The following is a 26,759-nucleotide window of genomic DNA, read 5'->3' as shown; positions in this document are numbered from 1 at the left end:
GCTTTGGTTTTCCCGCCGCGTGGTATCAGAATGGCAGCGGTGACGCTTGCCGATCAATGCAGTTTTCCTCAACTACGCCTGAAAAAAATTGGACGATACGTATTCGCCGCCCGCCCGTCCGCCTCACGACACGACGTTGACCGCGTGACCCGCCACGAAGCGCCCGATGTTGTCCATGAGCTGATCCGCGAGTGACTGCTGTGCCTCGTCCGACGCCCAGGCGACATGCGGCGTCACGATGACATTCGGCCTGCCCGCCACGCGCATCAGCGGGTTATCGGGCGCGGGCGGTTCAGTCGACAGCACGTCGAAGCCCACGCCGCTGATCCAGCCTTCGTCGAGCGCCTCGACGAGCGCGGCTTCGTCCACCAGTCCGCCGCGCGCCGTGTTGATGATGAGCGGCTTGTTCTTCATCGCGCGGAATTCGGCTCTCGACAACATGCCGCGCGTCTGCGGCGTGAGCGGGCTGTGAATCGTGATGACGTCGCTCGTCGCGAGCACCTCGTCCCACGGCGTGTAGAGCGGGCCGAGGCCGTCGCGTCCCTTGTGCGCCGCGAAGAGCGGCTTCATGCCGAACGCTTTCGCGATTTCCGCGACGCGCTGCCCGAGCACGCCTTCGCCGATGATGCCGAGCGTCGCGCCGCCGAGATCGCGGATCGCATGATTGAAGAAACAGAACTGGCCGCTCTTCTGCCATTCGCCGTTGAGCACATCGTCGCGATAGGCGATCACGTTGCGCCGCAGCGCGAGCATCAGCGCGAAGGTATGTTCGGGCACGGTGTTGACCGCATAGCCGCGAATGTTCGAAACGACGACGCCATGCCTCGCGCACGCGGCCTTGTCGATGCAATCGGTGCCCGTCGCCGCCACCGCGATCAGCTTCAGTTGCGGCAATTGCGCGAGCACATCGGCGGTGATCGCCACCTTGTTGGTGATCGCGATACTCGCGCCCTGCAAGCGCGACACCACCTGGTCCGGCGCGGTACGGTCGTACTCGACCAGTTCGTGTTCGAACGCGGGGCGCTTCAGGTTGATCTGCGGCGCGAGCGTTTCGCGATCGAGAAAGACGATCTTCATGTTTGTCCCGTGATGAAGGTTCAGAGATACCGCTTCACTTCGCCGACGACATGCGCGGGCGTGATGCCGAAGTGCTCATAGAGCGTCGGCGCAGGTCCCGATGCGCCGAATCCTTTCATGCCGACGAAGCCGCCGCGATCGCCGAGGTAACGATCCCAGCCGAAGCGCACGGCCGCTTCCACCGCGACGCGAACCGTGTCGACACCGAGCACGCTCGTGCGATACGACGCCTCTTGCTCGTCGAACAGTTCGCAGCAAGGCATCGATACGACAGCGGTCGGAATGCCCGTCGCCTGCAACTCTTCGCGCGCCGCGAGTGCGATCGCGACTTCCGAGCCGGTCGAGATGAGGGTCACGCGCCGCGCGCCGCCTTGCGCTTCCGCGAGCACGTATGCGCCGCGCGCCGAGAGGTTCGTGTCGTCGTGCGTGCGCCGCACGAGCGGCAGTTCCTGGCGCGCAAAGACCATCGTGCTCGGGCCGGTCTTGCGCTCGTAGGCGAGCATCCAGCATTCGGCGGCTTCGACGGCATCGGCGGGACGGAAGACGTGCATGTTCGGCATCGCGCGCAACGACGCGAGAATCTCGACCGGTTGATGCGTCGGTCCGTTCTTGCCGACGCCGATCGAGTCGTGGCTGAAGACGAACTTCACCGGCAGGCCCATCAACGCGGCCATGCGCATGGCGGGGCGCTCGTAGTCGGAGAACGCGAGATAGGTGACGGCAAGCGGAATCACGCCGCCGTGCGCGGCCATGCCGTTGGCCATCGAGCCCATGACGTGCTCGCGCACGCCGCAATGGACGTAGGCCCCGCCGCGATCCTCGGCCGTGAACGCGCGCAAGCTGCGCTTGTGGCTCGTCGGCGCTTCGAGGTCCGCGCAGCCGACCATGCGCTCGGGTATCACGCTCGCCAGCAGATCGTTGATCTCGGCGGAAATCAGGATGCCGCCGGGCACATCTTCGCGGCGGCTCGCTTCGCGCTTGTAGGCTTCGAGCGTCCGGCGCCAGCCTTCGGGCAGTTCGCCCGACTGAATGCGTTCGAACTCCGCGCGCTCGCCGGCAGGCAATGCGGCGACACGTTCACGCCACGCGCGATATTCATGCTCGCTGCGCCGTCCCGCTTCGCGCCATGCGTGAAGCACGTCGTCGGGAATGTCGAACGGCGCGTGCGGCCAGCCGAGTTCATTGCGGGCAGCGTCGGCGTCCTTGTCGAAGAGACGGCCGCTGTGACCGCCGCGCTGGCCCTGCAAGCGTGCAATGCCGCGTGCAATCGTCGTGCGGCACGCGATCATCGAAGGCCGCGGGTCGTGCTTCGCTTCGTCGAGCGCGTTCGACACCGCTTCGAGATCGTGTCCGTCGACTTCGATCACATGCCAGCCCGCGACGCGAAACCGCTCGCTCACATCCTCGCTGATCGAAAGCGACGTGCTGCCGTCATCGGTGATGCGGTTGTCGTCCCAGCACAGGATCAGCTTGCCGAGCTTCAGATGGCCCGCGAGCGAGATCATTTCCTGCCCCACGCCTTCCTGCAGGCAGCCGTCGCCGACGAATGCATACGTGTGGTGATCGACGATGCCGTCACCGAACTTCGCGTTCAGATACGCCTCCGCGACCGCCATGCCGAACGCATTCGCGATGCCTTGTCCGAGCGGGCCGGTCGTCACTTCGATGCCGGATGCCGTGTCGAACTCGGGATGGCCTTCGCAATGCGAGCCCATGTCGCGAAACGTTCTGATCTGGTCGATCCCGAAGTTCGCATAGCCCGCGAGATGCAGCACCGAATAGAGCAGCATCGAGCCGTGGCCGTTCGAGAGCACGAAGCGGTCGCGATCGGGCCATTGCGGATCGGCGGGATTGAACTTCATGTGCCGCGTGAACAAGGCCGTGGCTATTTCGGCCATGCCGAGGGGCACGCCCTGATGACCTTCGCCCGCGCGAACGATCGCGTCGATGGACAGAAAGCGGATGGCGTTCGACAGCCTCTGCGTGTCGATTGAAGACATGACTTCTCCTTGCCGCTCCCGTCGAGGAGCGGCATGAATGAACTGGACAGTGAGAATTAGTGCAGGAAGCCGGTGGAGAACCAGGGCACGGCGGCCACCAGAATCAGGCCGACGATCAGCGCCGCGATATAGCCGAGGATCGGCTTCATGCCTTCGTCGGGATGGATGCGGCTCACCGCGCACGCCGAGTAATAACCGACGCCGAAGGGCGGCGCGAAGAGACCGACGCCCATCGAGAGGATCACGACCATCGCGTAATGCACGTCGTTGATGCCCATTTGCCGCGCGATGGGGAACATCAGCGGCCCGAACAGCACGATGGCCGGGATGCCTTCGAGCACGCTGCCGAGAACGATGAACACGAGGATCGACGCCGCCATGAACATCCACCCGCCGCCGGGGAGCGCGGCCATCGTGCGCGCGAGCTGGCCCGAGAATCCCGATTGCGTGAGCGCCCATGCCATGCTCGTGGCGGCGCCGATGATGAGCAGGATCGCGCCGGAGAGCGCGGCGGTGTCGATGAGCATCGGCTTCAAGCGTGCCCATTCGAAGCGGCGATAGATCAGAAGCCCGGCCAGCACCGCATACGCGATGCCGATCGTCGAGACTTCCGTCGCCGTCGCGACACCTTCGACCACGGCCGCGCGAATCACGAAGGGCAGCGCGAGCGCGGGCAGGGCGATGGCGAACTTGCGCAGAATCTCGCCACGGTTCGCGCGCTTCACGCCGGAAAGATCGTCCACGCGATAGCGCCACCACACGACGGTGCATAGCGTGATGGCGAGCACGATGCCCGGCAGCATGCCGCCCGTGAAGAGCGCGGAGATCGATACGCCCGTGACCGAGCCGAGCGTGATGAGCACGAGGCTCGGCGGGATGGTTTCGGTCTGCGCGCCGGTGGCGGCGAGCAGCGCGACGAGATCGCCCGGTTTCGCGCCGCGCGCCTTCATCTCGGGGAACAGCACGGGGGCGACCGCCGCCATGTCCGCGGCTTTCGAGCCGGAGATGCCGGAGACGAGATACATCGCGCCGACGAGCACATACGACAGGCCGCCGCGCACATGACCGAGCAGGCTCGCGAGAAACGCGATCATCGCGGCTGCCATGCCGGTCATCTCGATCAACTGTCCGAGGAACACGAAGAGCGGCACCGACAGCAGGATCAGGTGCGACATGCCTTCGTCCATGCGCCCGACCACGACGACGAGTGGCGTGCTCGTCGTAAGCGCCAGATAGCCGAAGGTCGCGAGGCCGAACGAGAAGGCGATCGGCACGCCCGACAGCACACACGCCGCAACGAGGCCGACGAAGAAGATGAGCAGGTTGAAGTTGCCGAGGCCTTTGAGGAACGGGCCTGCCGCATAGAACGCACCCGCAACCGCCGCGACGAGCACGAGTGCGCCGATGGTGAGCTTCCAGTCGCCGACCCTGAAGAGGCGCAGGCACGCGACGAGCAGCATCAGGCCCGAACCGATCGGCAACGCCGCCGCGCGCCACGAGTTGGAGATTTCGAGCGCGGGCGTGGTGATGAACGATTCGTCCTGCGCGAAGTCGAGCGCGGGGCCGATCACCAGCGCCATGAATGCGAGCGGCGCGGCGATGGCGACGACATCGAGAAACGCGCGCACGCGCGGCGACGCCATGCCAACGAGCGCCGTCATCCGCATGTGCTCGCCGCGCCGCAATGCGACCACCGCGCCGAGCATCGCGAGCCAGAGGAACAGCATCGACGCGAGTTCGTCGGACCACACGAGCGGATTGTGCAGCAGATATCGGCTCGTCACGCCGGCGAGCAGCACGACGATCTCGGCGATGACCAGCAACGCGGCCGGAATCTCGACGAGATGGCCGAGCCATGTATCGACAAAACCCGCGATTCGCTGGGGCGTCGGATGCGCAGGCAGGGTGGAATGCATGGCTTTCATACCAGTTTTCCGGTGTACTTTTCGAGCGTGCTCCACGCCTGCTCGCCGTACTTGGCCTTCCAGTCGCTATAGAAGCTCGTTTTCTTCAGCGCGCCGCGAAATGCCTCACGGTCCACTTCGACCATGTTGATGCCCTTGCTCTTCAGGTCGTCGCGCAGGCTGCCGTTGAGCTTGGCGATGTCCGCGCGCTGCAGCATGCCGGCGGCTTCGAACTCGCGCGTGACGATGGCGCGCATGTCGGGCGGCAGCGCCTGCCATGCGCGGCGATTGCCGAGAATCCAGTAGGCATCCCACACGTGCGACGTGAGGCTGATCGACTTTTGCACTTCGTAGAGCTTGGCTGTCGCGATGATCGGCAGCGGATTCTCCTGACCCTCGACCACGCCCGTCTGCAACGCGGAATACAGTTCGTTGAAGTTGATCGGCGCGGGGCCGGCATCGAGCGACTTGAAGAGCGACGTGAGCATCGGCGCTTGCGGCACGCGAATCTTGAAGCCCTTGAGGTCCGCAGGCGTCTTCACGACGCGCGTCGACGAACTGATCTGACGGAAGCCGTTGTCCCACGGCTTCGACACGGCGATGATGCCGCTCTTTTCGATCTGCGCCCGGATATAACCGCCGAGATCGCCGTCCATCGCTTTCCACACGGTGCCGTAGTCCGGGAACGCGAAACCCGTATTGACGATGCCCGCTGCGGGCGTCAACGTCGCGAGAATCGACGATGCCTGGTTGAAGAACTCGACGCCGCCGCTGCGCACTTGCGAGAGCAGATCGGTATCGGAGCCGAGCTGATTCGCGGGGAACACCTTGATGTCGAGCTTGCCTCCGGTCGCGGCGCGAATCTTGTCGCACGCCTCTTGCGCCCGGATGTTCACCGGATGCGTGGGGTCCTGCCCGGTCGCTAGCTTGTAGGAGAAGTCGGCGGCAAACGCGTTGCGCGTCGTGAGACTCCAGAGCGGCGCGGCCGCGGCGATGGCGGCGCCCGTCTTCAGGAACGAGCGCCTGTCGATGCCGCCTTGTTTCGTGCGATGTGTCATGGTGTGCTCCTCCAAACCTTTCATGGCGATGGATTTTGTTCTCGAAACGCGCTCTTGAAGGCGCGTCGTGCTTCCTGGTGTTTCTATGCGTCAGTGAATCAGCATGCCTCCGTTCACGTCGATCACCGCGCCGGTGATGTACGAAGAAATCGGCGCGGAGAGGAACAGGAAAGCGCCCGCCACGTCGTCCGGCACGCCGAGACGGTTCAGCGGAATGCCCGCGAGAATCTCGGTGCGCTTGTCGTCGCTGATCTTGCCCGCGTTGATGTCCGTCTGAATGAGGCCGGGCGTCACGCAATTGACGCGGATGCCGTCATTGCCGAGTTCGCGCGCCATCGCTTTGGCGAGACCGAGCACGCCCGCTTTCGCCGCCGAATAGTGCGGGCCGCCGAGAATGCCGCCGCCGCGCTGCGCCGATACCGACGACATGCAGCCGATAGAGCCGCCGCCTTGCCGCTTCATCTGCGGCACCACCGCTTGCGACAGATACAGCACGCCGCGCAGGTTCACGTCGAGAATGCGGTCCCAGCTTTGTGGGTCGATATCGAGCAGCTTGACGGCTTGCGTGATGCCCGCGTTGTTGATGAGCACGTCGATCGCGCCGAAGTCGGCGATCACTTTCTCCACGGCTGCATCGCACGCGGCGCGGTCGGTCACGTTGCACGCATAGCCGCGATGCTCCGGCCCGATGCTGCTCGCGGCTTCCTGTGCGGCGGTTTCGTCGAGATCGAAGATGGCGATCTTCGCGCCGTGCTTCGCGAACATGCGGGCTGTCGCCATGCCGATTCCGCGCGGCGACGCCGCGCCGGAAATCACGGCGACCTTGCCTTCGAGAAGACGCGACTCTGACATGATGGAACTCTCCTGATGATGTGTTGGTGTGTGTGTGATGAAACGAAGGCTTCAGCCGAGCCAGCCTTTGATGGTGTCGCACATCGCTTCGGTGGAAATGCCGTAGCGGTCGTGCAGCGTGGGAAGGGCGCCCGCGTCGAGGAACGCGTCGGGCAGGGCGATCTGGCGGAAGGCGGGCGTGACGCCCGCGCCGAGCAGCGTGCGCGCGACCGCTTCGCCGAGGCCGCCGATCACGGTATGGTTCTCCGCGACGACGACCATGCGGCCCGTGCGGTTCGCTTCGCGCAGGATGGTCGCGGTGTCGAGCGGCTTGATGGTCGGCACATGCAGCACGGCGACGTCGACGTTGTCCGCTTGCAGCGCTTTGGCGGCTTCGAGCGAGCGCATCGTCATGATGCCGCTCGAAATCATCAGCACATCCGCGCCGTCGCGCAGGAGCTTCGCGCGGCCGAGTTCGAACTGGTAGCCATATTCGTCGAGCACGGCGGGCACGTTGCCGCGCAGAAGACGCGCATACACCGGACCTTTGTGCGCGGCGATGGCAGGCACCATCTGCTCGATATCGAGCGCATCGCAAGGATCGATGACGGTCATGTTCGGCATCGCGCGCATCAACGCGAGATCTTCCGCCGCCTGATGACTCGGGCCGTAGCCGGTCGTGAGGCCCGGCAACGCGGCGACGATCTTGACGTCGAGATTGTCCTCGGCGATCGTCTGGTGGATGAAGTCATAGGCGCGGCGTGTGGCGAACACCGCGTAGGTCGTGACGAACGGTTGTGCGCCTTCATGCGCGAGGCCCGCCGCCGCGCCCATCAGCAGTTGCTCGGCCATGCCCATCTGGTAGTAACGCTCGGGGAATTCCTTCGCGAAGATGTGCAGGTCCGTGTACTTGCCGAGATCGGCCGTCATGCCGACGATGTTCGTATTCGTGCGCGCGAGTTCGGCGAGCGCATGGCCGAAGGGCGCGGAACGCGTGACCTGTCCTTCGCCCGCAATCGACGCGATCATCGCCGAGGTCTTCAGGCGCGGCTTCTTTGCGACGGTACTCATGCCTGTCTCCCTGCGTCCAGTGCATCGAGCGCGAGCTTCCATTCGTGCGCATCGACGCGAATGAAATGGTTCTTTTCGCGTTCTTCGAGGAACGGCACGCCGCAGCCCATCTTCGTGTCGCACACGATGATGCGCGGCTTCGCTTCCTTGAAATTGCGCGCGTTATCGACGGCTTCCTTCACGGCGCCGATGTCATTGCCGTCGATACGCTGCACGTACCAGCCGAACGCTTCGAGCTTCGGCACGAGCGGCTCGAACGCCATGATCTGCGAGGACGGGCCATCGGCCTGCTGATTGTTCACGTCGATCATCGCGATGAGGTTGTCGAGCTTCCAGTGCGCCGCCGACATCAGTCCTTCCCAGATCGCGCCTTCGTCGAGTTCGCCATCGGAGAAGAGGGTGTAGACGAAGGACTTCGAGTTCTTGCGCTTGAGCCCGAGGCAGCGGCCCACTGCAATGGTGAGGCCCTGACCCAGCGAACCGCCCGACATCTCCATGCCGGGCGTATAGCTCGCCATGCCTGACATCGGCAAGCGGCTGTCGTCGCTGCCATAGCTTTCGAGTTCATGTTCCGGCAAGACACGCGCCTCGAAGAGCGCCGCATACAGCGCAATCGCGTAGTGGCCGTTGGAGAGAAGAAAGCGGTCGCGGTCCTCCCACTCGGGATCTTCGGGGCGATAGTTCATTGCGCCGAAGTACGCGACAGCCAGTACATCGGCGATGTCGAGCGCCTGGCCGATATAGCCCTGGCCCTGCACTTCGCCCATCAAAAGCGCGTTGCGGCGAATGCGATGAGCGTGCTGCGCGAGTTGCGCGATGCTCTTGTCCACGCTGAGTCTCCTTAATTGAGGTCTGCGCATGCTTCAGGGTTTTCCCTTTCGCGAAGCATTTGGCGATGAATCAAGCGTATTCGCTTGTAGACGTGCGCTCAAACGAATTAAAGTGGCGCAGCGTTGAATTGAATTCAGGTGATCACTGCAATGCACAATCGCGTGACGCTCAAGTCGATACAGGCGTTCGAGGCGGCCGCGCGGCTCGAATCCTTCGCGCTTGCAGCAGAAGAACTGTTCGTGACGCCTTCGGCAATCAGTCATCAGATCAAGCTGCTCGAGGAGCAGTTGAGCGTGCGGCTCTTTCATCGCGTGCATCGCGCGGTGCTGCTCACGGACAGCGGCCGCGCCTATGCGGAGGAGATTGGCGCGGCGTTCGCGCGCATCGAGAAAGCCACGCGCAATATCGGCCGCGTCGCGAAAAGCGACATTCTCACGTTGCATTCGACGCCGAGTTTCGCGACTCAGTGGCTGATGCCGCGTCTTGCGCGCTTCTCGGCGCGGCATCCGGATATCGACTTGCGGCTGAATGCGTCGAACGAACCGGTGGACCTGACGCGCGCAGCGGTCGACATCGACCTGCGTTACGGGGCACGCAGACTGCAGCCGGCGGGCACGCTGGTGCTCGATCTGCCGTCCGAGACGATCGTGCCGCTTTGTTCGCCGAAGCTGATGGAAGGCGCTCATCCGATCCGCACGGTCGCGGACCTGCGGCATCACACGCTGATTCACAGCGAGAACTGCCTCGTCGGATGGCGCGACTGGATGCGCCTTTATCGCAAGACGCCGCTCGATATTTCGCGCGGGCCGCGCTTCGATCGTTCCTTCATGGCGATCAGCGCGGCGGCCGATGGCGTCGGCGTCTGTCTGGAGAGCCTCCTGCTCGTGCAGCGCGAACTGGAAACGGCGAAGCTGGTCGCGCCGTTCGGCTTCGACGGGCTCGCTGTCAACGGCTATACGTTGAACTTGCTGAAGTCATCGGTGGACTCGCCGAAGGTGAAGAGCTTCCAGGACTGGTTGTTCGAAGAGTTGGGCTGAATGCGAACGTTGCATCGATGTCTGGGCGTTGGTTGAAGACGCGGAATTGAAATACAGCCGTTACTTAAATGTCCCCGCTAAGTTCAAATGTCGCGGTGCCAGCTAAATACAAATGTCGCGTTTTGCACCGATGTTTGGCTTACTTTCATTCCGGTTGCGGGGTCGGGGCGGCGCAGCCGCCTCCCGTTCCCGCATGGCTTTTGCGCTGACTTCGAGAATCGCTTCGTTCATGTCGGTGATGCTCAGTGCACGTTGCTTCTTCAGTCCTTCAAGCGCTTTCTTGGCTCGAACCTGTTCACCACGATGCGTGCGTGACGGCGCATCGGAGGCACGACGATCATCGCGTTTGGCCTGCAGGAGTCGCGCAGCTTCGAGTGCATGTGCCAGCCGCTTGTTCTCGACTTCCGCACCCTGATCGATCCGTGCAATGCGGTCATACGTGGCGCAAGCGAGCACTTCGCCATCCGCCTGCACCTCGACCTCACCATCCGGGTACTCGACCACTTCAACCTGCTGGTGAATCAGCCGGCGGTTCGCAGGCGTGTCTTCCAACAAGTACATCACTCGGTCGTATTGCACCGTCAGCGCGTGCGTGACCTTGCGCCAGACGCGGTGCGTCAGGGACTGGCGGAGATCGTCATCGTCACGCAGCGGTCGATGGGCATCGTGATCGCTCTTGGGCGGGCGACCAAAACGGCGATTGAAATCGGCGATGAAGGAGGGCGCATAAGCGTTGGCTGCCTCCCAAGTGCTGATGTCCCGTAGCCGAAGCTCCTTGACCAGCCGGTCCTGTAGCGTCAGGTTGGCGCGTTCCACCCGTCCCTTGGCCTGACTCGTGTTCGCACAAAACGCGTCGATGTTCAGCTCGTACAAGGCCCGGCCGAATTGCGTCACGCCTTTGCCTGCCGTGCTCGAGCGGTTCTTGACGTAGAAGACGCCGGCCTTGTCGCTGTAGAAGGCGATCGGCTTGCCGTGGGTCGTTAGATACTTCGAGAGCGCCTCGAAATAGCTGAAGGTCGACTCGGTCGCGGTGAAATGCAGCGTCATCAGCCGACCCGTCGCATCGTCGATGAACACCAGCAGCGTGCAGGGCGGCGCCCGGTCTTCGAACCACCGATGTTCGCTGCCATCGATCTGGATCAGCTCGCCCAGACACGCCCGGCGATTACGCGGCTGATGAATCCGCGGCGGGCGCTGCTTGCGCGGCACCCAGAGCCCCGCGGCCGTCATCAGCGCGCGAATGGTCTCGACCGCCAGCTTGATACCGTGACACTCGGCTAACTTCTCGGCCGCCAGCGTCGGACCAAAATCCGCGTAACGCTCGCGGATCAGCGCGATCGCGCGCTGCGCCACGCCTTCAGGCAGCCGATGATTCCCCGCGCGCCCGCGCTTGCCCGACACCAGACCGCGCGCACCGTCTGCACAATAGCGCAGCACCAGGCGCTCGATCTGCCGCACACTCAGCCCCAGCCGTTCGGCAGCTTGCCCGGGCTTGAGCCGCCGCTCGGTCACGGCCTGAATCACTCTGAGCCGGTCCAACTCGCGCATCGACATCGTGATGGTCCCAGTGGTGTTCATCGCCAGCGCTCCTGAAACGCTTGTCTGGCAATGAACCTACGTCGAAACACGACATTTCTATCTGGCGGAAATGCGACATTTCTATCTGGGACCTACATTAAAAAATGCGTTAATAAACCTTATGTCAACTCAAGTGCACGTAGATGAAACGGCGACGTCACACCGCCGATTCACGATCGACGAAACCACCAGCCCGCCTTTCACCAACGCCCGACGCTCGACCATGAACCAGCCCGCACGACCACCTACGCATGCCGCCGTTGCAACACGTTCCTGAACGACCATCCATTGAACGTCAGAAACACGAGCAGCGTCGCGCCGAAGATGCATTGCCGGCCCGCCTCGCCGATCTGCAGCGCCGTCAGGAGACTCGTCAGCACGGTCAGCAGCACGGCGGCCATCGCGACCGCGATGTAATCGCCGCGTCCGCCCGCGAGCGACACACCGCCGATCACCGCCACGACGACGCTCGGCAGCACATACGTCGTTCCGAGCCCGAGAAACGCCTGACCGACATAGCCGACCAGCAGCACGCCCGTCAGCGCCGCGATGGTCCCGCTCGCCGTATAAATAGCGACGCGGATCGCGCGCACGCGCGTCCCGGCGATGGCGGCGGCAGTCGGGTTCGCGCCGCTTGCGAGCACGCGCCGTCCCCACGCGGAATGGCCGAGGAAGCGCCAGACGAGCGCGCCCGCGACCAGCCAGATGAGCGCGACGGTCGGCACGCCGGCTATCGTTCGCCCGGCAAGCGCCGCGAGCGCCGGACTCGCCGCCGTAGCGACGTGCATCACCGAGGACCAGACGATCAAGCCGCCATCGACGAGACTCGCCATCGCGAGCGTCATCACGAGCGGCGGAATGCGCAAGAGCGTGATGCCGACGCCGTTCACCGCGCCCACGAGCGCGCCGCTGAACGCCGCGACCGCGAAGGCCGCAGCGAGTCCCGGCGATGCAGGCCCGAGCAGCGCCGCGCCGAGAATACCGCCGAGCGTCGCGGCCGCGCCGACCGAGAGATCCAGCCCCTGTTCCCCGGCGATCATCACGAGCGACTGCGCGATACCGAAAAGCCCCAGAAACGTCGCGATCTTCAACTGATTGGCGATCTGCCCGGGGTTCGCGAAACCGGGCACCGCAAACTGCCCGCCGACCAGCACCGCAATGGCCAGCACCAACAGAAAAACGCGTCGCGAATGCGTCTGCATGCTCATGCCCTCCTCTTCGCGCCGACGAACGTGAAACCGAGCGCAATCACGATCACGGCGCCCTTGAACACTTCCTGATAGTTGCTCGGGATGCCGGCGAAATAGACGACGTTGCCGATCAGCGCGAGCACGAGCGATCCGCAGACCGCGCCGAGCATCGAGCCGCGCCCGCCCGCGAGCGAGATGCCGCCGATCACCACCGCTGCAACGGAGTTGAGCGTGTACGGCAGGCCGAGGCGCGCATCGCCCGAGGCGGTCTGCGCGGACAGGCACACCGCCGCCGCGAACACGAAGAGCCACGCGAGCATGTAGCCGAGCAGCTTGACGAGCCGGACATCGACGCCGACCTTGAACATCGCGTCCGCGTTGCTGCCGGTTGCGATCAGCCGCCGTCCGAAGCGGTGCCGCTGCAGCACCGCCCAGATCGCGATGGCCGCCAGCACCGGCAGCGCCGCGACCGGCAACGCGCCGATGCGCGCCGCGAACCATTCGCCGAGCGCGTCGGGCACCGTTCCGCCGGGCTGCGGCATCAAGAGCAGCGCGCAGCCGAACCAGACCGCGCCCGTCGCGAAAGTCGCGATCAACGCGCTCTGCTTCGCGTAACCGACGAGAAAGCCGTTGCACGCGCCCGCGAGCAGCGCCGCCGCCAACCCCGCGAGGCACGTCGCGCCGGCGCCCCATCCCATGAAGCCGGGAAGCGCCGCGAGCACGCAGTTGACGAGCGAGATGCCCGCGCCCACCGACAGGTCCAGCTCGCCCATGAGCACGATGACCGCCTGCGCCATGCAGATGAGAATCACCGGCGCGGCGTTCTGCATGTTGCTCGCGAGCGAATCGGCGCTCAGGAAATCCGGCTGCAGCCACGCATTGCAGACGATCACCGCGAGCAGCATCGCGAGTGCCGGCAACGCGCTCGCCACCCGCGCCGACGCCGCCTTCAGCCCCGTCCCGATGCGTCTCGCGGGCCACGCTTTGGTACGCCCAAGCCCTTCGCTCAGATGCGCTTTCATGCGGCGCTCCGGCCAAACAGGGCGCTCGTGACGCGCGATTCGTTCATTTCGTCTCCTTCCAGTTCCGCGACGATCCGGCCTTCGTACATGACGACGAGCCGATCGCACACGGCGAGCAGTTCTTCCGTATCCGATGCGTAGACGAGCACCGCCGTCCCTGCGGCGGCGAGCGCGCCGATCGCCTCGTAGATATCCTTGCGCGCGATCACATCGACGCCCTTCGTCGGGTCGCTCAGGAGCAGCACGTCGACCTGACGGTTCAGCCAGCGCCCGATGACGACCTTCTGCTGATTGCCGCCCGACAGGTCGCGCACCGGCTGGCGCACGTCGGACGTCTTGATGCGCAGCCGCGCCACGACATCGTCGACGAAGCGGCGGATCGGCGCGCGGCGCAGCCGCCACGGACTCGCGTCGAAGTTCACGCCGACCTGCGCGAGATTGAATTCGACCGAATGATCGAGCCACAGGCCCTGCCGATGCCGGTCGTTCGGAACGAGGCAGACGCCCGCCGAAATCATCTGGCGCGGCGAGCGCGGCACGAGCGTGGTCGCGCCGGCGCGTGCGTCGAGCGTCACTTCGCCGCCATCCGGCACGCGAAAGCCCGCGAGCGCATCCAGCAGTTCCTCCTGACCGTGGCCCTGCAATCCGGCGATGCCGAGAATCTCCCCGCGTTTCACCTCGAGATCGACGCCGCGCAGCCGCGCGCCCGCGCGCAGTCCGCGCACGCTCATCGCGACGGACTGGCTCTCACGCGCGCGCTGATCCGGCCGCGACGCATCGCGCTCGCCATCGTGGACATGCGCGGCCGCCGCGCCGCCCGCGACGCCGCCCATCAGTTCCAGCACGCGCGGCTCGTCGAGCTGGCCGCGCACCGGCAGCTCGCCGACCACGCGGCCATTGCACAGCACCATCACGCGGTCGCACAGCGACTCAATCTCCGCCATCCGGTGCGAGATGAAGACGACCGCCGTGCCGCGCGCCGTCAGGCCGCGCACGGCGCGCATCAGGCTGTCGACTTCGGCTGCGGCGAGCGCGGCGGTCGGCTCGTCGAGAATCAGGATGCGCGGCTCGAGCGCGAGCGCCCTCGCGATTTCCACGAGTTGCTGATCGGCGGCGGTGAGACTGCCGGCGGGCGCATCCACGTTCCAGCCGGCGCGCAGGCTTTCGAGCAACTGGCGCGCGCGCTCGCGCGTGCGCGGCTGATCCAGAAAACGCGCCGCGCGGCACGGTTCCGCGCCGAGGAACACGTTCTCCCAGACCGGCAGGTCGGGCGCGAGCCCCGGATGCTGATGCGCGATCGCAATGCCCGCCGCGCGCGCCGCCTTGGGCGATCCGGGCGCGAGCGGCACGCCGTCCAGTTCGATGGAACCGCGATCCGGCATCCTGTCGCCCGCGAGGATGCTCGAGAGCGTCGACTTGCCGGAGCCGTTCGCGCCGAGCAGCCCCAGCACTTCGCCGGCGGCGAGCGCGAGGCTCGCGTCGTCGAGCGCCAGCACGCCGCCGTAACGCTTCGTGAGTCCCTTCGCGATGAGCACGGACATGATCGGCCTGACGTTATTGCACGAAGAGCGCGTCGAGTTCGGCTTCGCTGAGCCACTGCCCGAGGAAGTAGCTGTCGGACTTGTCGCTCATCGAAGCGAGCGTCGCGTCGAGCGTATCCGTCGTCACCGTCTTCGTGATCGGGAAGTAGTACGTGTTGTCCGGCAGCGACTTGAGCTTGCGTCCCTGCGCAAGACGCACCGCGATGCCGAGCGCCGTGCGGCTGATGTCGGGCGGATTCACCTGCACGAACACCTTCATCGGGTTGCCGGCGTCGCGCTGCTTCTTCCATTCCGTGAGAAAGCCCTTTTGCGCTTCCCCGGTCATAACGGGCACGCGGCGGTTGGCGTTCTCGAACGCGCGCAGCACGCCGAGCGCCATCGCGTCTTCGGTGAATACGGCGTCGATCTTCGGTTGCGCGGCGATCACCGTCGCCATCACGGACTGCGCCTTGGCTTCGTCCCATTCGCCGTAGCCGGACCACACGACCTTGATGCCGGGATACTTCGCGAACGTATCGAGCGCGGCCTTCTTGCGCGCTTCGGCCGCCGGATGGCCGGGAATGCCGTCGAGCACGACGACGTTGCCCGTGCCGTGCAACTGTTCGGCGATCCATTCTGCGTAGCGCTGGCCCCACTTGTAATGATCGACGGTGACGTTGGTCGCATAGCGGTTCGACACGGCCTGATCGAATGAGACGACCGGAATCTTGTTGCGCTCGGCTTCGGAAATCACGCCGTTGAGCGCGGTCGCGGAATTCGCATCGACCATGATCGCGCCCACTTTCTGGCGAATCATGTTGCGCATGTCCTGAATCTGCTGGCCGGTGTTCGCGCCGGACTGCTGGATCACGAGCTTGTCGGCGAGGCCCTTCGCCTTGTACGTCTCGAACTGCTGGTTCGCGCCGTCGATCATCTGGTTGCGCCATTCGGTGCCGAAATAGCCGTTGGACAGCCCGATTGCCGGCGCGCCGGCGAACGCCGATGCGCACGCGAAGGCTGTCGCCACGGCGGCGAGCAAAGTGCGCGGTTTCATGTCGTCGTCTCCTGATTTGCGTGTGCGTGTGCGTTCGCGCCGGCCGCCGTATCGGGCCGGCGCGAAGCCTTTTTCTGCGCGCGTGTCAGTGCACGGGCGCGGGCGCAGTCTTCTCGACGCCCGCATCGGCGGGCAGCGACGTGCCGATGTGCAGCTCGCCGCGCGGCGGCAGCGAGTCGTGCGTCGTCTTGAAGATTTCGCCGTCTTTCATGACGAGCGTGATCTTCTTCGGGTCCTGCAGGATCGTGAGGTCCGCGAGCGGATTGCCGTCGACGAGAATGATGTCGGCGAGATAGCCCTCGCGAATCTGGCCGAGCTCGTCGCCCATCATCATCAAATCGCCGCCGTAACGGGTCGCCGACATCAGCACTTCCATCGGCGTCATGCCGATGTAATCGACGAAGTACTGGAGATCGCGCGCGTTCGTGCCGTGCGGCATCCACGCGAAGCCGTAGTCGCCGCCCGGCAGGATGCGAATGCCGCGCTTGTGCATCTTGCGCAGCGTTTCGGCGGCGGTTTCGAGCTCTCGCTTGTAGCCCATCTTCGTCGCCATCTCCTCGCTGATGCCCCACTTCTCCGCGTGATACAGCGTGCTGATGAGCCAGCCGATGCCCGGCGCCACAAAATGCTTCTCCTTGTTGGCTTCGAGCATGTCGAGCGCTTCTTCGTCCGCGAAGCTCGCGTGGAAGATCAGCTCCAGCCCGTGCCGCACGCATTGCTTGACCGATTCGCTCGAACGCGCATGCGCCGCCACGCGCTTGCCGGCGCGCTTCGCTTCCGCCGCGAGCATCGCGATTTCTTCCTCCGAGAACGGCGACGATTCCGCCGAGATCCCGGCGATGTACTCGCCCGACAGATTGATCTTCAGATGATCGACGCCGTACTTCACGAACATGCGCGTGGTCGCGCGCATCTCTTCGGGGCCGCTCACGACCGCGCCGAAATTCAGTTCCTTGAACGGCATGTGCGGAAGCGTGTTGTCCGCGAGGCCGCCGAGAATGGTGATTTCCTGACTGCCCGCGAGATAGCGCGGCCCCGGAAATTCGCCTGCATTCACGGCATTGCGCAAGACCACGTCGAGGCGCGGCTTCGCGGCGGCCGCGCCCAATGCCGATGTCCAGCCCATTTCGAGGTAGCGCTTCGCCACGCGCACGCACCAGAGCATGTGCTCCTCAGGCGGCATGAACTGGATCGCGGACAGCGAAGGCTGGTCGTTCCACGAAAAATGCGTGTGCGCCTCGGTCATGCCGGGCATCAGAAACGCGCCGCGCCCGTCGATGCGCTGCGCTTCGGGCGCGCTCAACGGCTCTTCCTCGCGCGCGACACGCACGATGCGCTGGCCGTCCACGAGCACCTGGCCCTTGAACGGCTGCGCGCCGCTGCCATCGAAAACGGATACGTTGGTGAACAAGATCGAACTCATGTCTGTCTCCTCCACGCTGCGGCGCGACGCGCTCCTGCGCCCGCCAGCAGTCGATTGCGTGACCTTCGTTGGCTCTTTCGATGACACGCCGGCCGCGTCGCCGTCTGGGCGGCATTTTGTTGCGTCCGGCTTGCCCGTCCGTTCAATCCTTACTGCGCCGCCTGATAGAAGCTGCGCAGCTCCGCCGTCGATTCGGCGGGCTTCTCGAACGTCGTCCAGTGGCCGCAGCCGTCCAGCACGACGACCTTCGCGCCCGCGATGCGTTCGGCCATCGCGCGGACCGCATCGGGCTTGCCAACGCCGTCCTGGTCGCCGGTGACGAGCAGTGTCGGCACCTGAATGCGCTCGATCTCGGCGGCCTGCGCGCCCGCGAGCGCCTCGCAGCTCTGCGCGTAGCCTTCGGGCGACTGGCGCATCACGCTCTCGCGCACGAGCGCGAGCGTGACGGGCCGCTGCGACTTGGTTTCGTCGCTCGTCGCGCCCTTGACGATCGCGTCGGCGATTTCCTGCAGACCCGGCACGCCCTTGTCCCGCGCGATGCCCGCGCGCTGGCGCATGCCTTCGCGACCCGCATCCGGCGGCGCGACGAGCGGCCCGAAGAGCGCGAGGCTCTTCACGAGGTCCGGATGCTTCACGGCGAGATGCTGCGCGACGATGGTGCCCATCGAGTGCGCCACGATGTCCGCCTGCGTGACCTGAAGCTCGCGCAGCACGGAGGCGATGGTGTCCACATACGCGTCGATCGACAACTTCCCGGCGGACAACGGCGAGCGCGCGCTGCCCGGCAGATCGATGCGGATCACCTTCTTGCCTTCGAACGCCGGCAGCACCGGCGTCCAGTTGTTCGACGACCCGCCGAGGCCGTGAATGCACACGACCGGCGCGCCCTCGCCTTCCGTTTCGATGAATACGCCCTGCACTTGCGTCGTTGCCATGGTCACGCCACCTCGTTTTCTAGAATGCCGATGCCCGGAATCTCCATGCGCACGACGTCGCCGCTTTGCAGGAATTTCGGGGGATTGAAGCCGATGCCGACGCCTGCGGGCGTGCCCGTCGCGATGACGTCGCCCGGCTGAAGCTCCATGCCCGCCGAGAGCGTCTCGATGATCGTCGGGATGTCGAAAATCAGCAGCTTCGAATTCGACTCCTGACGCAGCTCGCCGTTGATCCAGCAGCGCACGTCGATGTTCGACGCGTCGAGTTCGTCGGCGGTGACGAGATACGGACCCATCGGGCAGAAGCCGTCGAGCGACTTGCCGATGAACCACTGGCGATGCAGCTTTTGCAGATCGCGCGCGGTCACGTCGTTGATGATCGTGTAGCCGAATACGTGATCGAGCGCGTCGGCCTTTCGAATGCCGCGCCCCGCCTTGCCGATGACGACGCCGATCTCGACTTCGTAGTCCACCTGTTGCGTTACGTCGGCGTGGCGCGGAATGCGCTCGCCCGTCGCGATGATCGAGGACGCCGGTTTCGTGAACACGACGGGCGCTTCGGGAATGTGCTCGCCGGCCTGCGCGCTCTTGTCGAAGCCGGACTTGCTGAACTCTTCGGCGTGATCGTGATAGTTCTTGCCGACACAGAAGACATTGCGGCGCGGCGTGCCGATCGGCGCGAGGACGGTCGCGGACGCGAGCGGCTTGCCTTCGCCGCGCGGCTTCAGCGATTCACGAAGGTCCGCGAACCGTTGTACCAATTGGACCATGTCGCCGGAAAAGCCGTCGCATAGCTGCGAAACCGGCCAATAGATCCCGGCATCCGTATCGACTAGCGCGACGGTTTCCGCGTCAACTTCCTGCAAGGTTGCTAATTTCATGGTGGGCCTTTAATCTAGGTCTGACGGGTGAATCTGGAGCCACTCTAGGACCAAACAAGAACAAAAAGAACTAGGGTTAACCAACCATCCGTACCAATTGGTACTTATTAAGCTGTGCAGGAAAAGTCATGAGCGATGTCGAGGAAACCAGGCCGACCGTCCGCGCGAAAGGCGCGCGCGAACTCGCAAGCTATCTGGAGGAAGCGATCCGTAGCGGGCGGTTCGGCGAAGGCGTGCGCCTGCCGCCCGAGCGCGAGTTGAGCGAAGAATTCGGCGCGTCGCGCGGCGCGGTGCGGCGCGTGCTCGCGGATTTGAAAGGACGCGGGCTCATACGGCAGACGGTGGGCAGCGGCACGTTCGTGCTGCCGGGCGCGAGCATGCCGGCGCCTGCGCCCGAGCCGAAAAGCGAAGCCGTGCAGACGAGCCCGGCCGAGTTGATGGAAGCGCGGCTTCTCATCGAACCGCTGATGCCGGGGCTGATCGTGCGGTATGCGACGGTCGCGGACTTCACGCACATGAGCGAGTGCATCGCGCGCTCGGAGGCGGCGCAGAGCATCGAGGAATTCGAGCATTGGGATGGCGCGCTGCATCGCGCATTCGCGGTCGCAACGCACAACAGCTTCTTTCTGCGCATTCTGGAGTTGACCAACGAAGTGCGCGAAGAAGGGGAATGGGGACGGCTCAAGCGCAAATCGCTCACGCCGGGCCGACGCAGGCAATACGAAGCGCAGCATCGCGCGATCGTCGAGGCGCTTCGCGACCGTGACGCCGAACTGGCCCGCGACGTATTGACGAACCATCTGCGGCAGATCAGGGATAACCTGTTCGGGAATTGAAAGTCTTAGTCGGATTCGCGGGCGTGGTTCGTCAGCGAAAAACCCGGCGGGTGTGCTTTGCCTTTTCTTGCCACATTGCGTGACGGGAGTGCATCCGCGTTAGCGGCACTCGGTCGCGGCATGTGTACCTCTAACCGACCGCTCGTTCTATCGCCCGCATCGATAGTCGTGCGATGCGCCGACCGAATCGCTCTGATGTCGGCGTTCAGCCAGTTCAGTTCGCTAACCAGCGTGCTATTTCAGTGCGCAAAACCTTCTCTCGCCGCGACTTCTATCGGATGAATAGCGCGCGCGGATTCGTGGCGACTGCCAACGAACCGCGCTTCCCGCTTTGTTCCTCTTAAGCTGCTCGCGTCTCGTCCGCACTAGCCCTTTTTCATTTTTATTGTAGTTGTCCGATGCATTGCGTATCTTCCAACGGACAGGATTCCTAGCGGAACTGAATCGTCGTATGTGATTGCCTACTTTCCTTCAGGGCCATTCGTATGAATCGAGTGCTTATACTGAGTCTCGGGAGGTTGACTGACGATGCAGAGGGCGATTGCTCATTGCCGGTACGAATAAGAACTGAACGAGGCACCGCAATCGCTCATGGCATTCTTTCGACCACGCGGCCCAGATGTTTCGACGTCCCGGACGAAGCGCAGGTAGCAGACGCATCGTCCACGCGCACCGAAGTCTTTCGCTCTTATTGTTCGTGGGTGCTCGTCGACGTAATCACGCGTCAAGGAGCGGTCATCACGCGGCGTCTTCCTTTGATTGGACGGACCACTCAGCATACGATCGATCTCGTGCCCGAGGACATTCCAGACTGGCTGATGTGGGCCGCGGGCGACGTGAATCTGGCCCCGCAAGCCCGCGTTTCTTTTAGCGACACACCCGCCTGCCATGTGATTGGAAGACTGTGGGCGCGCCGGCTTGGGAAATGCCGTCCAGTCGAACTTCCGTTAGAAGGGCTTGAGACGAAGGAGTACGCAACACAATTCGAACTGACGACGAGTGATCCATCGGTCTTGCAACTCGGCGGGCCGGGCATCCCGTCACGTTTCATCTCGCTTCCGCTGGGCCGTGTGAGGATACTGCTGACGGCGAATGCCGCGACAAGGGCGTTCGGTGACGCCCTGAATGTTGCGGTATCGCGATTGCCTGCGGGACCGCGCAACATACTCCTATCCCTTCTTTCACTAGACGAATCGGAACATCTATCCGACGTTGAAGAAGAACTCGGGAAGGGCTTCGATTGGGCAGGTGTTGGCGAGGACGCGCTCAGCGGCTGCGCGCTGGGCTACGCCGCCCTCAGACTCCGGGCGCTCGATCGATTCACGTTGTCCGATGCGAGAAATCTCTTCGACATGGCACGGGGGTCGCCGGATGCTGCGATCGTGTTCGCCAGCCGGGCGATTCTCGAAGATGAGCCGGACTATTCGCAAGTGCTGCGCCTCTTGAATGTGGGAATCCACGCAGGGCTGCCCGTACTTGCGCAGTCGCTTTCGGCTGCAAATTCGGTTCTCAATTGCCTCCGGCGGCGCGCGATACAGATCGATCAAAAATTACTCGCCCACGTGACCGACAAGGCGTGGAGATATAGCGGCGCACTCACGCGTGGAAGCCCTTTCATGTGCTTCTACGGATCGGCGCCCGGTCTTCCGGGCATTCAGCAGTCGGCTAATGGACGAGAGCGAGAAGTCGGCAGCGGCTTCCGAAAGGCAGTAGCCATTGCCCGGTCCGCGTTCAAGCCCGTATCATCCACAACGCTCATCTGTGCCGATCAAGACGTCAGCACATCGCAGTACGTTCATTTCGGGAGTACTTGAAGAACGCTATAACGATGAGTTCGTTTCTTAAGTCAGCGCAATGATGCAGACTGAGTACATTTAATAGAGAACGCTCGTTCTAACGGCCCATAAAGAACTGATGACTGAAACGGTTGCCCACTAGGTACGTAGATGTATACACTAGTTGGCATCGCCAACGTTCTGTCTGAATCACGCTCGCTTGGGCGCAAGCCGCACCGATGGATGGCGCGTTCATGTTTGAATTTTTTCCTGCGGTTCGCAGCGTATGATTCGTGCGTAGACCTGCGAAACCTCTGCCTAAGTTCTCCGAACTTCGTAGACTAATAGCCGGGTAGCCCGAGCACCGCCTTGCGTGCTCATCTATCTTTCCTTCGAATTGCAGAAGGCTTGTCTTTCGTATGTATAAGCAGGGACGCGTGCAGGACCAGATTTCTGGCTTGAGCATCGAGAAACTTGCAATGAGGACTGCGTCGCACGGTCGTATGGTTAGACGTTTGGTTCGCTGAATGTGTGCGATGTGCGGGTAAGCGGCATGCGTGGTGTTCTTTGCGCTCGCGCGCCGGATTGGGTTCGCCCTTGAAATTCGTGTAAGGCATTCACAAGGAAAAGCACTGATGAACACACCAGTACTTGGACTCGATCCTATGCCGGCGCGCTCGAAAGACGACGCGTTCACCGCCAGCGACTTCTGGAAGTTGCTAGTCGATAACGTGTGGGTTGTCGTTGGTTTCATCCTTCTCGCAACGGGCGTAGCCACGCTTTACGCGTTCGTCGCTACTCCGTACTTCTCGGCGGACGCGCTGGTGAAGGTCGACTATCCGAATCCCAATGCGTTAGGCGTGAATGCTCAGTCACAGCAGCAGCCCGTCCCGTCGACATTGCCGACCGATGCGGAAATGCAGATCATCCAAAGCCGCGCAGTCCTTCTGCCGGTCATCAAGAAATACCATCAGGATGTGTCCGTCGAGCCGCGTCAGTTCCCGTTGTTCGGACGTATCAGCGCCCTCTTCGCAACGCCGGGTCAGCCTGTTACGCCGCTTCTTGGCCTCGACTCATTCGCATGGGGTGGTGAAGAGGCGAACATTCAGACGCTGGAGGTTCCCCCTCGACTCGAGAACGCCACACTCATTCTGCGCGTGCTTCCGCGAGGTGCGTATGAGCTTAGCGACGACAACGGCAATCCTATTCTTCATGGCGCGGTCGGCAAGCTCACGAAGTCGGACGGAATATCCATCCTCGTCGACAGTCTCGTCGCGCGGCCCGGGACTGATTTCAAGGTCGTGCGCTTTAGCGAGTATCAGGCGGTCACGCGCTTTCTGAAGCACCTGAAAGTCATGGAGTCGATGAAGGACTCCGGTGTCGTGCAGATCATCTATGAAGACCGGGATCCGAAGATCGCGCAAGAGATCACCAACGCGATCGCGCAGACGTACATCGCGGCTCACGTGGACCAGCATCGCGAAGAAGCGAGCGTGACGCGCGACTTCATTCTCGGCGAACTTCCCCGACTCGAACACGAGTTGCAGCGTGCCGAAAGCGAACTCACGACATACCGCACGTCCGCGAACTCGATGCAGCCGGGCACCGAAGCGTCGTCGTATCTGCAAGGCAGTATCGATATCGAACGGCAGATCGCCACGCTCACGATGCAACGCACTCAGGCGGCAAGCCGCTTCGCGGCGAATACGCCCGAGGTGCGCACCATCGATGCACAGCTCGCCACGCTGAATGCGCAGAAACGAACCTTCGATCAGCGCTTTGGGCGGCTCCCTGCTTCGGAGCGCAAGCTGATGGACCTCACGCGCGATGCGAAGGTCGCCGAAGACATTTATGTCGCCATGCGTGAAAAGGCGAGCGAGCTTGCCGTCACGCGCGCCGGCACGATCGGTAACGTGCATCTGATCGATTCGGCTATCTATCCCACCGAAATGTCGAAGCCGAAGCGCCTGCTCATCATCGCTGGCGGCGCAGCGGGCGGCATCATCATCGGCATTCTGTTCGTGTACTTCCGTGACCAGCTTTCGCGCAGCGTGAGAACGCCGCACTCGATCGAGCGCCGCTTGAGCTTGCCTGTCTTCGGCGCGGTGGCTTTTAGCGCAATGCAGGCGCGCCTGGACCGGCCATCGAAAGTATCGCTTTTGCCCGGCATGAGTCGCCGGCCGTCCCTCACCAACGGATCTGCACGCCGGGTAATAAGCGACGATACCGATGCCGAGTCGCGCGTTGAGGGCAGCCATCCGCTATCGGCTCGCGGCACGCAGGACCTTGCCGTTGAAGCGTTGCGTGCGGTGCATGCGTCGCTCATGCTCGATATCGCTGCTGCACCGAATACCGTGCTTGCAGTCGTAGGAGCCGCGCCGGGCACCGGCAAGACGTTCGTTGCGTCGAACCTTGCCGTGCTGCATGCACAATCGGGCAAGAGCGTGCTGCTCATCGATGGCGACATGAGGCATGGACGCATGGGTGCAATTTTCGGCGAAAACGGCGGAAATGGCTTCTCGGAAGTGCTCGCGAGCAAGGTCCATGTCGATCGCGCCATTCGCGAGTCGGACGTGCCAGGCCTATCGCTGATGACGGCCGGTCGCTATCCGGCCAATCCCTCGAAGTTGCTGTCGACGCCACGTCTGCCCGTGATCCTCGACTATCTGCAAAGCAAGTTCGACCTCGTCATTATTGACACGCCCGCAGTCCTTGCCGTGAGCGACGCGAGTCTCATCGCCGCCAACGCCGGTTCGTCGGTGATTGTGGTGCGCCCGAGCGCGCAAAGCGAGGACGAACTCGAGGAAGCCATCAAGCGGCTGGACCTGACGGGCGCGCGCATCGCGGGCGTGATCTTCAATGCGGTTCCCAAGCGCCGCAGCGAGAGACGCACGTATGCCTATGCGAGCGCGTACATGTCGAATCCGGTGGACGTCGAAGAGGAACACACGCCTCGTTCGAGCTAAGTGCGAAAACGCGGTCGACGCTGGTTCCGCGCGGCAGGCGAACTCTTGCCGCCCGTCCACCGCCAACAGGAATTTCCATGTCCGTCACATGCATCGAACGCGGCGCGCCTTACCGTGCGCGTCGCTTTGTTCCGGCAGTACGCCTGTTATCGACGCTTTGTGCTTCACTCACATTGGTTACCGCTTCTGGCTCGGCTGTCGCTCAGGGTCAATTGACATTGACGACCGCGCCGGGTGCTCTCATCGGCGATTCGGCGGGGAGCAGAAAGATCGATTTCAGGCTCGATTCCTCGAGCGATTCCGCGAACGACCGGGTCGTTGCGACGCTTTACCGATACGACGACAACGCCGAGTTATCCGGAACGCCGCTCGATACTTATCGCGTGTCGCCCGCAAAGAGCAATGGCGGCGCACAGGTATCGGTCAATGTGGTGCTGCCGGGCAAAGGGCTCTACGTGCTCGATACGAAAGTCGTATCCGCTGACGGCGACGACAAGGAATCGCTCAGGGTGAGCATGGCTGCCCTTGCGGACGGAAGCGGCACTTTCAGCGACGCGGGCGTGCAAACTCATTTCGGACACCGAAAAGGCGTGCCGGCGACGGTGCTGTCGCTAGTCAAGCGTGCAGGCTTCTCGTGGATTCGAGACGAAGTCTTCTGGAGCGAGATAGAGAAGACGCCGGGTCAGTTTCAGCTAGCGCGCAATGACAATGAGTATGGCGGCTATATTCGTCAGGCGGCTCGCATGGGTCTCAAGCCGCTCATCGAACTCGACTTCGGAAACGGACGGGCCTATCCCAATCTCTTCAAAGGACCGCAAGGCTTTCCTCAGAACGATGAAGAGCGCCAACTTTTCGTGCGATACACCGAGCAAGTCGTCGGCGCGTATCGCAACTACGTCAAGGCCTGGGAGGTCTGGAACGAACCGGCGTTCGACAAGATTGGTTACGACACTTACATTGCGTTGCTAAAGGCGGTTTACAGCGCGGTCAAAAAGCTGTCTCCAGAATCCACCGTGCTCGCGTGCGGCGGCGGCGGAGCGGGCGGCGGTCCCGGCGGCGACTGCATCGTGCAGATCGTGAAGGCCAATGCGCTGGCGTATCAGGACGGCTTCAGCATTCATCCTTACATGTCGCCATACGATCCCGACCGCGGCTATGCCGCGAAGGGCTCGCCGCTGCCTCGTGTGAACGTAACGACCGTATGGCCGCATCTGCACCGTATGACGCAGTCTCATCCGAGGCCTGGCGTGGGGCCGCTCAAGGTCTTTGTCACGGAGATCGGATGGCCGTCCAGTCCGCAGAACGCGGGTTTGTCGGAACGCAAGCAGGCGGCCGCGGCGGCGCGCACTTTCCTGTTGTCGCGGCGTTTCAATACGATGCAGGCTACGTTCTGGTATGACTTCGTCGACGACGGCGTGAACCCTTCCGACAAGGAAGCCAACTTCGGCCTCGTGCGTCTGGATCTGTCGCCGAAACCTGCTTATGCGGCTGCCGCTACGGTATTCAAGACCATCGGTTCCAGAATGTGGACTCGCTCATTCGTCGACGACGAGACCACCAAGATCTACCAATACGGCGGCGACGACGGCGTGATCGTGGGCTGGAAGAGCGATGACGACGCAGCGCCCGCGCTCACACCTGCATCGATTCCGCCGGGCAGATATACGCAGATCGACTGGCAGGGTTCGACATCGACCGTCGATGTGAAAGAAGGCTTTCAATGGAAGCTCGGCGCACTGCCGAAATATCTCGTCCCGCAAAAACACTGAG

The 26,759-nt window shown here is 63.3% G+C and carries 20 protein-coding genes; 5 read left to right on the top strand and 15 right to left on the bottom strand.

What is annotated here, in order from left to right:
* Nucleotides 1–123: 123 nt before the first annotated feature.
* The 7 genes from LDZ27_RS24910 to LDZ27_RS24880 form a co-directional block, all read right to left on the bottom strand.
* The gene (locus LDZ27_RS24910) at nucleotides 124–1,077 is read right to left on the bottom strand and encodes a D-2-hydroxyacid dehydrogenase (RefSeq protein ID WP_244818357.1); all 954 of its coding nucleotides are present in this window, start codon (nucleotides 1,075–1,077) and stop codon (nucleotides 124–126) included.
* 20 nt (nucleotides 1,078–1,097) lie between these two features.
* Nucleotides 1,098–3,077 carry a transketolase gene (gene tkt / locus LDZ27_RS24905; RefSeq protein WP_244818356.1) on the bottom strand — a complete coding sequence of 660 codons (1,980 nt, stop codon included), beginning with the start codon at nucleotides 3,075–3,077 and terminating at the stop codon, nucleotides 1,098–1,100.
* Between the two features lie 56 nt (nucleotides 3,078–3,133).
* Entirely contained in the window at nucleotides 3,134–4,993 is a 1,860-nt protein-coding gene (locus tag LDZ27_RS24900; protein ID WP_370653497.1) for a TRAP transporter large permease subunit, read from the bottom strand.
* A 5-nt stretch (nucleotides 4,994–4,998) separates the two neighbouring features.
* Nucleotides 4,999–6,039, bottom strand: a complete 1,041-nt coding sequence (locus LDZ27_RS24895) for a TRAP transporter substrate-binding protein (protein ID WP_244818354.1) — start codon at nucleotides 6,037–6,039, stop codon at nucleotides 4,999–5,001.
* A gap of 90 nt (nucleotides 6,040–6,129) precedes the next feature.
* Nucleotides 6,130–6,891, bottom strand: coding sequence for an SDR family NAD(P)-dependent oxidoreductase (locus tag LDZ27_RS24890; protein ID WP_244818353.1), 762 nt, complete (start codon nucleotides 6,889–6,891; stop codon nucleotides 6,130–6,132).
* A 51-nt stretch (nucleotides 6,892–6,942) separates the two neighbouring features.
* The gene (locus LDZ27_RS24885) at nucleotides 6,943–7,941 is read right to left on the bottom strand and encodes a transketolase family protein (protein ID WP_244818352.1); all 999 of its coding nucleotides are present in this window, start codon (nucleotides 7,939–7,941) and stop codon (nucleotides 6,943–6,945) included.
* Nucleotides 7,938–8,801: a transketolase gene (locus tag LDZ27_RS24880; RefSeq protein ID WP_244818351.1), complete on the bottom strand. Its 864-nt coding sequence runs from the start codon at nucleotides 8,799–8,801 to the stop codon at nucleotides 7,938–7,940. The genes LDZ27_RS24885 and LDZ27_RS24880 overlap by 4 nt, the downstream gene beginning before the upstream one ends.
* A gap of 120 nt (nucleotides 8,802–8,921) precedes the next feature.
* Between LDZ27_RS24880 and gcvA the strand changes: the two genes are divergently transcribed.
* Nucleotides 8,922–9,809, top strand: coding sequence for a transcriptional regulator GcvA (gene gcvA, locus LDZ27_RS24875; protein ID WP_244818350.1), 888 nt, complete (start codon nucleotides 8,922–8,924; stop codon nucleotides 9,807–9,809).
* A 102-nt stretch (nucleotides 9,810–9,911) separates the two neighbouring features.
* On the opposite strand, the gene LDZ27_RS24870 is transcribed toward gcvA, so the two are convergent.
* The 8 genes from LDZ27_RS24870 to LDZ27_RS24835 form a co-directional block, all read right to left on the bottom strand.
* Complete coding sequence (locus tag LDZ27_RS24870; protein WP_370653378.1) at nucleotides 9,912–11,387, bottom strand: ISNCY family transposase; 1,476 nt, start codon at nucleotides 11,385–11,387, stop codon at nucleotides 9,912–9,914.
* A 245-nt stretch (nucleotides 11,388–11,632) separates the two neighbouring features.
* Nucleotides 11,633–12,595 carry an ABC transporter permease gene (locus LDZ27_RS24865; protein ID WP_244818349.1) on the bottom strand — a complete coding sequence of 321 codons (963 nt, stop codon included), beginning with the start codon at nucleotides 12,593–12,595 and terminating at the stop codon, nucleotides 11,633–11,635.
* Nucleotides 12,592–13,599 carry an ABC transporter permease gene (locus LDZ27_RS24860; RefSeq protein ID WP_244818348.1) on the bottom strand — a complete coding sequence of 336 codons (1,008 nt, stop codon included), beginning with the start codon at nucleotides 13,597–13,599 and terminating at the stop codon, nucleotides 12,592–12,594. The genes LDZ27_RS24865 and LDZ27_RS24860 overlap by 4 nt, the downstream gene beginning before the upstream one ends.
* Nucleotides 13,596–15,140 carry a sugar ABC transporter ATP-binding protein gene (locus tag LDZ27_RS24855; RefSeq protein WP_244818347.1) on the bottom strand — a complete coding sequence of 515 codons (1,545 nt, stop codon included), beginning with the start codon at nucleotides 15,138–15,140 and terminating at the stop codon, nucleotides 13,596–13,598. Before LDZ27_RS24855 ends, LDZ27_RS24860 begins: the two co-directional genes overlap by 4 nt.
* Nucleotides 15,141–15,153: 13 nt before the next feature.
* Complete coding sequence (locus LDZ27_RS24850; protein ID WP_244818346.1) at nucleotides 15,154–16,173, bottom strand: ABC transporter substrate-binding protein; 1,020 nt, start codon at nucleotides 16,171–16,173, stop codon at nucleotides 15,154–15,156.
* An 85-nt stretch (nucleotides 16,174–16,258) separates the two neighbouring features.
* Nucleotides 16,259–17,596 (bottom strand): amidohydrolase family protein, encoded by a 1,338-nt coding sequence (locus LDZ27_RS24845; protein WP_244818345.1) that lies wholly within the window; start codon nucleotides 17,594–17,596, stop codon nucleotides 16,259–16,261.
* 149 nt (nucleotides 17,597–17,745) lie between these two features.
* On the bottom strand, nucleotides 17,746–18,531 hold the full coding sequence (locus LDZ27_RS24840; protein WP_244818344.1) for an alpha/beta fold hydrolase: 786 nt from the start codon (nucleotides 18,529–18,531) through the stop codon (nucleotides 17,746–17,748).
* A gap of 2 nt (nucleotides 18,532–18,533) precedes the next feature.
* Nucleotides 18,534–19,412 (bottom strand): fumarylacetoacetate hydrolase family protein, encoded by an 879-nt coding sequence (locus LDZ27_RS24835; RefSeq protein WP_244818343.1) that lies wholly within the window; start codon nucleotides 19,410–19,412, stop codon nucleotides 18,534–18,536.
* A gap of 128 nt (nucleotides 19,413–19,540) precedes the next feature.
* Between LDZ27_RS24835 and LDZ27_RS24830 the strand changes: the two genes are divergently transcribed.
* The 4 genes from LDZ27_RS24830 to LDZ27_RS24815 all read left to right on the top strand — a co-directional run bounded on the left by LDZ27_RS24830 (nucleotide 19,541) and on the right by LDZ27_RS24815 (nucleotide 26,758).
* Complete coding sequence (locus LDZ27_RS24830; RefSeq protein WP_244818342.1) at nucleotides 19,541–20,248, top strand: FadR/GntR family transcriptional regulator; 708 nt, start codon at nucleotides 19,541–19,543, stop codon at nucleotides 20,246–20,248.
* A 518-nt stretch (nucleotides 20,249–20,766) separates the two neighbouring features.
* Nucleotides 20,767–22,062 carry a hypothetical protein gene (locus tag LDZ27_RS24825; RefSeq protein WP_244818341.1) on the top strand — a complete coding sequence of 432 codons (1,296 nt, stop codon included), beginning with the start codon at nucleotides 20,767–20,769 and terminating at the stop codon, nucleotides 22,060–22,062.
* A gap of 596 nt (nucleotides 22,063–22,658) precedes the next feature.
* Complete coding sequence (locus LDZ27_RS24820; protein ID WP_244818340.1) at nucleotides 22,659–24,989, top strand: polysaccharide biosynthesis tyrosine autokinase; 2,331 nt, start codon at nucleotides 22,659–22,661, stop codon at nucleotides 24,987–24,989.
* 212 nt (nucleotides 24,990–25,201) lie between these two features.
* On the top strand, nucleotides 25,202–26,758 hold the full coding sequence (locus LDZ27_RS24815) for a beta-glucosidase (protein ID WP_244818339.1): 1,557 nt from the start codon (nucleotides 25,202–25,204) through the stop codon (nucleotides 26,756–26,758).
* Nucleotide 26,759: the final 1 nt, after the last annotated feature.

This window comes from Caballeronia sp. Lep1P3, from assembly GCF_022879595.1.
Classification (GTDB): Bacteria; Pseudomonadota; Gammaproteobacteria; order Burkholderiales; family Burkholderiaceae; genus Caballeronia.
The sequence above is the reverse complement of the archived record's forward strand: the minus strand, read 5'-3'. Positions and strand labels throughout refer to the sequence as shown.